Origin of the sequence: Mycobacterium sp. SP-6446 (assembly GCF_001954045.1) — a bacterium.
Lineage (GTDB): Bacteria > Actinomycetota > Actinomycetes > Mycobacteriales > Mycobacteriaceae > Mycobacterium.
In genome coordinates, this window is sequence record NZ_MBEM01000083.1 from 19989 (window position 1) to 27680 (window position 7692).

Below are 7692 nucleotides of genomic sequence, written 5' to 3' on the forward strand. Positions count from 1 at the left end.
TCCTCATCCTTTCGGGCGCATCTTTCGTCCCCGCGCATGATCGATTGGGTCCGACTGCATGCGTTTAGGCGCAGCAGTGCCCGTGTAGTCAATCACAACATCGGGCAGCGGGTCGCATCGAGGAGCTCCCGCAAACCGTCCACCGGCCGTCATTTCCGCTGATTTCCGCGCCGAACGCGGCGGCGGTGAAGGGCGTTTCCGCATGTGCCCACCCGATGCCGCACGCTGGTGGCGCGATAGATGTGATTTTGCTGTCAATCTGCCGCGCCCCCGCGACGCGAGCAGTTTGAGACCCGCCGAAAAAATCTGCCCGGGAACTCACTCGCGGGGCGGTGGCGGACCGGCCTCGGGCACCGGCAGCCCGCACCTGGCGAGCTCGTAGAGCGGCACGCGGTCGATCTGATACTGGGTGAATTTGAAGGAATGCAAGAAGTTTGAGACGAACCGGTGCGGCGTCATCGGGGCCCGCACCGAGCTCAGCACCGCCTGGGTTTCGGGGCATTGCAGCGCCGCGGTCGCCTGGGCGACCCAATTCGCGTCCAGGTAGCCCGGAACGCCCGGATAGACCTTCACCCAGGGGCCGTCGGCGATGACCCAGTCGGGGAAGAGGTTCTTGTCATGCCCGATCCGGCCGTGTTGCAGTCGCCCCGTGTGTTGCGCGATGGGGTTGGCCAGCCCGATCTGGTCGATCACCCGCACGTCGAGCCCGACGTTCATGCCGACCATGCCCAGATTGGTGAAAAACACCGTGTGTTGCGGCTTTTGGGGCGGCTTGCCGCTCGGTGGCTGACCCATTGGCACCAGGTCCCACTGCGTGTAGTTGCCCGACGGCAGCAGCAACGCCCCGTCCGGGGTGTTGTTGAGGGCGGTCAGGATCGCCGCCATCCGCGGGTAGTCGAGGTAGTCGGCGGCGGTCAGCGGGTGTGCGCGCCCGGTGGCCTGCGCATAGAAGCGCCGCTCGTCGACGATGCCCGAATAGGTGACGTGGGTGGCGTCGTCACCCATCCCGGGTGAGTTTGCTGCCCACAGCGACCAGCCCGCGATTCCCAGCCACAAGACCCCGGCCGCACCGGACAGCCACAGGCCGGTCTCGCGCAGGTACACCTTGCCGTCCGGGATGACCACCGGGATGACGGCGACCGGAGCCAGCAAACAAAAAAGCGGCGCCAGCAACACCCTGGCGTGCATGAAGTCGCCGCCCTGCCGGATCCAATAGAGCGCCTGCAGCAGACCGCTCACCAGGACGAAAGCCACCACGGCGGGCGGGCTTTGGACGGCCCGGGCGAACCGTCCGTAATTGGGCGCCAGGGCGGGCCGCAGGAACGACGGCCGCCGCCGCGCGGCCATCAACAGCAGGCCCAGCGGCACCAGCAGCACGACGGGCGCCCATATCGCATAGGGCGCGTTGAAGTTCGAGAGATAGATCATGCCCTGCGACCACTTGTCGCCGGCCGCGTCCTTCGCCAGGGCGGTGCCGGGCACCAACAGTCCGTAGTAACCCATCCGGAAGATCTCGTAGGCGACCGGCAGGAATCCGCCCGCCACCACGATCAGCACGCGACGCTGCCAGGTGCGGGCCGCGATCAGCATCATGATCAGTGCCAGGCCGCCCATCAACGCGAAGTCGGGCCGCACCAGAACGCTGAATCCCGCGACGAAGGCCAGCGCGGCGAGGAAGAACCGGTTATCCGGGCGGGTCCGCAGCGGCTGCCCCCAGCGAACCATCATCCACCACAGCAACCCCAAATAGGCCAGCGCCAAACCACTTTCGAGGCCGGAGGTGGCGAAGTCACGCGCCGGCGGCAGCGCGATGTAGACCAACGCGCCGGCGGGCAGCATGATCGCGCGCGCGCCCCGCAGGCTGGGCGCATAGAGCCGCCCGGTGCCCAGCATCAGCAGCGCGACGCCCAGCACCGACAGCCCCAGGGCCAGCGCCAGTGCCACGTACTCCATGCGCATCGGGCCACCGACCCAGCTGCCCACGTACATCAGGTAGGTCCATGCCGTGGAGGTGTTCGCCTCGACGCGCTCGCCCTGATTGAACACCGGCCCGTTGCCGGCCAGCAGGTTGCGCACGGTGCGCAGCACGATCAGCCCGTCGTCGGCGATCCAGCGCCGCTGCCAGCTGCCCCACCCGAACAGCACCGCGACCACCGCCACGCTGATCCACAGGCTGACCCGGACCATGGTGGCGTATGCGAACACCGGCCGGCCGACCCGCCTGACCGCCGCGCGGCGGCGCATCACTTCACGCTTGATGGCCTCCAGACCGGGGCTAGCCGAAGGCAACCGCGGCTCCGACCGTCGCGATCCAGGCCAGGGCCAACAGCTGCAGCACCCGGTCACGCAGCGCGATGTCTTCCGGCTCCCCGGCCAGCCCGCCGTCGACGTCGACCGCGTAGCGCAGGATCGCGATGGTGAACGGGACCATGGACACCGTGAACCAGCGCGCGGACCCGTGGTCGCGCTCGAACGCCCACAGCCCGTAGCACATCACCACCGCGGTGGCCGACATCGTCCAGACGAACCGCAAATAGGTGCCCGTGTAGCTCTCCAGCGCCTTGCGGATCGCCGCGCCGGTGCGCTCGGCCAGTTGCAGCTCGGCGTAGCGTTTGCCGGCCGCCATGAACAGCGACCCGAACGCCATGATCAACAAAAACCATTGCGACAGCCGGGTGTCGGTGGCCGCCCCGCCGGCGATGGCCCGGAGCAAGAACCCCGACGACACGATGCAAATGTCCATCACCGCTTGGTGTTTGAGGCCGAAGCAGTAGCCCAGCTGCACGGCGATGTAGACCGCCATCACCACCGCGAGGTTCGGCGTCAGCCACCATGCAATACCCACGGAGGCCACGCCCAGGAACGCGGCCAGAGCGTAGGCCAGCCATTCGGGCACCACGCCGGCGGCGATCGGACGGAACCGCTTGGTGGGGTGTTCGCGGTCGGCCTCGACGTCGCGGACGTCGTTGATCAGGTATATCGACGAGGCCGCGAGGCTGAACACCACGAAGGCCACCGCCACCTGGATGCCCAGCTGGCCGTAGTCGTACTGGTGGCCGCGGCCGGCCGCGCTCAGCGGTGCGGCCAGCACCAGCACGTTCTTCACCCATTGCCGCGGGCGGATTGCCTTGACCACCCCGACGATCACATTGCCCGGCGGTCCGACCACCACGTCTTCACTCATTCGGCGAACCTCTTTCGCAACCTTTCGCCGCTGCTGCGTGCGATCCCCGCGACGCCGGCGCCCAGCGCGATGCCGAAGGCCACGTCGCTGGGATAGTGCACCCCCAGCAGTATCCGCGACAGCGCCATCGGGGGGACGAGCAACACGGGCAGGGGCAGCCCGGTGGTGCGGGCCATCAGGATTGCCGCGGCGGTGGTGGAGGTGGCGTGCGCCGACGGGAAGCTCAGCCGGCTCGGCGTGCCGACGTTCACCGCGACGGCGGGATGGTTCGGTCGCTGGCGCCGCACCACGCGCTTGATCAACACGGCGGCCGCGTGTGCGGCGAACGCGCCGACGCCGGCCACCAGCCAGTCCCGGCGATGCCGCGGCACCAGCAGCGCACCGAGCAGCGACACGGCCACCCAGCCGATGCTGTGCTCGCCGAAGTGCGACAGCCCGCGGGCCGTGCTCAGCACCCCGGGGCGGTCGGCCAGCGCCGCCTGGACGGCGACCACCGCGGCGACTTCGCCGCGCGGCGGCCCCGAAAGAGGGATTTCAGCCATTGTCCGCTGCGGGCAGCAACGCCGTCTCCCACTTCTGCTTGCTGGACAGAACCGGAAGCGCGCCGCGGTACACGCGGCGCATCTCGTCGAACCGGCTCAACAGCAGACGCTGGCGGCGCAGCGATTTGAACAGCAACGAAAACATCTTGCGTCGGTTGCGCTGTCGATAGACCACACCGCACCCGTCGGCCGTCGTGACGGTCACCCCGTCGACCGTGCACAGCCGGAACCAGCGCGCGTCCTGGGTCGGCACGTTGTACTCCGGACGCTGGTGGGCCGCCGGGTCGGCCTTGGTCGCGTTGTGGAGTATCCCGCGGGCCAGCCGGTAACTGATCGACAGCGGGTTCACCGGGGGATTCATCGCCTTGCTCTGGTGCATCGGCTGGGGCAGCTCGCTGGCCGCCGGCAGGACGACGGCATCCGGGAACTCCTTGCGCATCCGATGCACCTCGGGCAGCGCCGATTCCAGGATCGAGAAGATGTGCTCGGGGCCGGCCAGGAAGTCGTCGATGGCCTTGTTCTGGATAGCCACCGTCGAATATTCAAGACAGGCAAGGTGTTTCAGTGTTGCCTTCAGGTGGCTGCGTACCAGGCCGGTGACGTCACCGTCCCAGTGCATCGCCGCGACGACGAGGCGGTTGCGCAGATGGAAGTAGGCCTGCCAGTCGATGGCGTCGTCCTTGTCGCTCCAGGCCATGTGCCAGATCGCCGCCCCGGGCAGCGTCACCGTCGGGTATCCGTGCTCGGCGGCCCGCAGGCCGTAGTCGGCGTCGTCCCACTTGATGAACAGCGGCAGCGGCTGGCCCAACTCCTCGGCGACCTGCCGCGGGATCATGCAGGTCCACCAGCCGTTGTAGTCGACGTCGATGCGACGGTGCAGCAGCTTGCTGCGAGGGTTGTTGTCGTTCAACGGATTTTCGGCGAAGTCGTGGTCGTATTCGGTGTGCGGCGCCGCGGTCCACATGAAGTTCGACGGGTCGACGACCTCGCCCATGATGTGCAGGTGCGAGGGCTCCTGCAGGTTGAGCATCTGGCCGCCCACCAGCATCGGGCTCTTGGCGAATCGGTGCATGGCCAACACCCGCAGGATCGAGTCGGGCTCGATGCGGATGTCGTCGTCCATGAACAGAATCTGTTGGCAATCCGTGTTTTTCAGCGCCTCGTACATCACCCGGCTGTATCCACCGGACCCGCCGAGGTTGGGCTGGTCGTGGATCGACAGCCGATCGCCCAGCCGGGCGGCCGCGGCGGGGAAGTCCGGGTGGTCGCGGACCTTGCGCACACCCTGATCCGGCACGATCACCGCACCAATTACCTCGTCCACCAACGGATCCGCGGTGAGCGCGGCCAGCGCATTGGTGCAGTCGGCCGGCCGGTTGAAGGTCGGGATGCCGACTGCGACGTTGGCCGTGCCCGGCGCGGGCTCGGTGGCATACCAGCCGCCGCTGAGCAGGTTGACGTTGGTATCGGTGGTGATGTCGAACCAGATCCAGCCGCCGTCCTCGAACGGCTTGAGCGGCACCTCGATCTCGACGACGGCCGGCTGGTCCTCGGTGCCCACGAATTGGCGTCCGTCGACCGAGATCCGCACCGCGTTGGCCTTCGACCGGTAGACGTCGACGCGACCGGTTCCGGTCAGCTCGACGCGCAGTACCACCGAGGTGCAGATCGACCAGCGGCGCCAGTAGCTGGCCGGGAACGCGTTGAAATACGTCGCGAACGACACCTCGGACTCTTTGCCGATCTCCAGCGAGGTGCGGCTCGTGGCGTGGGCGCGCCGCGAGTTGGTCTTCGACTCCTCCAGGTAGAGCTTGCGCACGTCGAGGGGCTCACCCGGACGCGGCAGGATGATTCGGGACAGCAGGCTCACGGCGGTCATCGGTGCCGCTCCTCATTGTCAGTTCGTTCTGCGTCGTCGCCGGCACGGGTCATCCGCGCGCACCCTCCTCGAGTGGCGTGCCGTCGCGCAGGTGCGGCGCGAGGACGTTGTCGTACATGTTCAGTGCGCTGGCAATGGCCATGTGCATATCCAGATACTGATAGGTGCCCAGCCGGCCGCCGAACAACACCTTCGACGACGCGGTTTCGGATTTCGCCCGCTCCCGATAGGCGGCCAGTAAGGCGCGGTCGGACTCGGTATTGATCGGATAGTAGGGCTCGTCGTCGTCGCCGGCGAACCGGGAGTACTCCCGCATGATCACGGTCTTGTCGGCCGGATAGTCCCGTTCGGGGTGGAAGTGCCGGAACTCGTGGATGCGGGTGTAGGGCACGTCGAGATCGTTGTAGTTCATCACCGACGTCCCCTGGAAATCGCCCATGGGTAACACTTCCACTTCGAAGTCCAGTGTGCGCCAACCCAGCCGGCCTTCGGAGTAGTCGAAGTAGCGGTCCAGCGGGCCGGTGTAGACCACCGGGGCCGACGGGGACTCCCGGCGCAGCTCATCCCGGACGTCGAACCAGTCGGTGTCGAGCCTGACCTCGATGCGGTCGTCGGCGGCCATGTTCTGCAACCAGGCGGTGTAGCCGTCGACCGGCAGCCCCTCGTAGGTGTCACTGAAGTAGCGGTTGTCGAAGGTGTAGCGGACCGGCAGCCGGGTGATGTTGGCCGCGGGCAACTCCTTGGGGTCGGTCTGCCACTGCTTGGCCGTGTAGCCCTTGACGAACGCCTCGTAGAGGGGCCGGCCGATCAGCGAGATGGCCTTCTCCTCCAGGTTCTGCGCGTCCGCGGTGTCGATCTCGGCGGCTTGCTCGGCGATGAGCTGCCGCGCCTCGGCCGGCGTGAAGTACTTGCCGAAGAACTGCGACACCAGGCCCAGCCCCATCGGGAACTGGTATGCCTGCCCGTTGTGCATCGCGAACACGCGGTGCCGGTAGTCGGTGAAGTCGGTGAACTGGCGCACGTACTCCCAGACCCTCTTATTAGAGGTGTGGAACAGGTGCGCGCCGTACTTGTGGACCTCGATACCCGTCTGAGGCTCGGCCTCGGAATACGCGTTGCCGCCGATGTGCGGACGCCGTTCGACGACCAGCACGCGCTTGCCGAGTTGGGTAGCCACGCGCTCGGCAATGGTCAGGCCGAAGAATCCAGAGCCGACGACGAAGAGGTCAAAACGAGCTGTCATCGGTTGCCTAGGGTATCTGACCCCGGCGCGTATCCCGATTCGACGACGCCCTGGAATCGGTGTCGGAGGTTACGGCCGTGGTCGCAATTGCCTCACGATTCAATATCACCACTCTAGTCACAGCAATCTCACTCGTACCATCGACTCTGTGTGGTTCATGCCGGATAGGACAGGCAGCACACGCCGAGGAAACACATAGTCCAGATTGAGGAGACTTCCGTGCCGAACCGACGCCGACGCAAGCTCTCGACAGCCATGAGCGCGGTCGCCGCCCTGGCAGTCGCGAGTCCTTGCGCATACTTCCTGGTTTACGAATCGACTGCGGGCAGCAAGCCTGAGCACCGCGAATTCAAGCAAGCGGCGGTCATGAGCGACCTGCCCAGCGAGCTGATGGGCGCGCTGTCGCAGGGGCTGTCGCAGTTCGGGATCAACCTGCCGCCGGTGCCCGCGTTGAGCGGCAACAGCGGCACCACCACCGGCCTGACCAGCCCGGGCCTCACCAGCCCGGGGCTGGGAACTTCGGGCCTGACCAGTCCCGGGCTGACCAGCCCTGGGCTGACCAGCCCGGGCGTTGGTACCCCGGGCCTGGGTACACCGGGCCTGGGTACACCGGGGCCGACCACCCCGGGCCTGGGCGCACCGGGTTTTGGCACGCCGGGGCTGGCCAACCCGGGCACGACGCCGGGGACGCCCGGGACGCCCGGGCTGACCGCGCCGGGTGCGTTGCCGACCACGCCGGGCGCGGGGATGAACCCCGCGCTGTCTAACCCGGGTCTGACCAGCCCGACTGGACTCGCGCCGGGCCTGGGTGGCACCGGGGCCACTCCCAGCGAGGTGCCGATCG

At 67.3% G+C, this 7692-nt stretch carries 5 protein-coding genes and 1 pseudogene; 1 reads left to right on the forward strand and 5 read right to left on the reverse strand.

The genetic code is table 11. The features are described from left to right. Positions 1–318: 318 nt before the first annotated feature. Genes aftB through glf form a run of 5 tightly spaced genes read right to left on the reverse strand, consistent with a single transcriptional unit; the run spans position 319 to position 6848 of the window. Positions 319–2289 carry a terminal beta-(1->2)-arabinofuranosyltransferase gene (aftB, locus tag A5736_RS06855; protein WP_305800070.1) on the reverse strand — a complete coding sequence of 657 codons (1971 nt, stop codon included), beginning with the start codon at positions 2287–2289 and terminating at the stop codon, positions 319–321. Next, positions 2276–3184, reverse strand: a complete 909-nt coding sequence (locus tag A5736_RS06860) for a decaprenyl-phosphate phosphoribosyltransferase (protein ID WP_076127446.1) — start codon at positions 3182–3184, stop codon at positions 2276–2278. Before A5736_RS06860 ends, aftB begins: the two co-directional genes overlap by 14 nt. Further along, complete coding sequence (locus A5736_RS06865) at positions 3181–3726, reverse strand: phosphatase PAP2 family protein (RefSeq protein WP_076245256.1); 546 nt, start codon at positions 3724–3726, stop codon at positions 3181–3183. The genes A5736_RS06860 and A5736_RS06865 overlap by 4 nt, the downstream gene beginning before the upstream one ends. Next, positions 3719–5605, reverse strand: a complete 1887-nt coding sequence (locus A5736_RS06870) for a glycosyltransferase (protein ID WP_076127441.1) — start codon at positions 5603–5605, stop codon at positions 3719–3721. Before A5736_RS06870 ends, A5736_RS06865 begins: the two co-directional genes overlap by 8 nt. Before the next feature lie 49 nt (positions 5606–5654). Continuing rightward, entirely contained in the window at positions 5655–6848 is a 1194-nt protein-coding gene (gene glf / locus A5736_RS06875; protein WP_076127438.1) for a UDP-galactopyranose mutase, read from the reverse strand. 219 nt (positions 6849–7067) lie between these two features. Here glf and A5736_RS26690 point away from each other — a divergent pair. Continuing rightward, positions 7068–7692: pseudogene (locus A5736_RS26690) on the forward strand (PirG); the annotation flags it as partial.

What these genes read in the sequence shown, in the direction of transcription:
- A5736_RS06860 (WP_076127446.1), bottom strand. Translation starts at nt 3,184, where the DNA reads ATGAGTGAAGACGTGGTGGTCGGACCGCCGGGCAATGTGATCGTCGGG.
- glf (WP_076127438.1), bottom strand. Translation starts at nt 6,848, where the DNA reads ATGACAGCTCGTTTTGACCTCTTCGTCGTCGGCTCTGGATTCTTCGGC.
- A5736_RS06865 (WP_076245256.1), bottom strand. Translation starts at nt 3,726, where the DNA reads ATGGCTGAAATCCCTCTTTCGGGGCCGCCGCGCGGCGAAGTCGCCGCG.
- A5736_RS06870 (WP_076127441.1), bottom strand. Translation starts at nt 5,605, where the DNA reads ATGACCGCCGTGAGCCTGCTGTCCCGAATCATCCTGCCGCGTCCGGGT.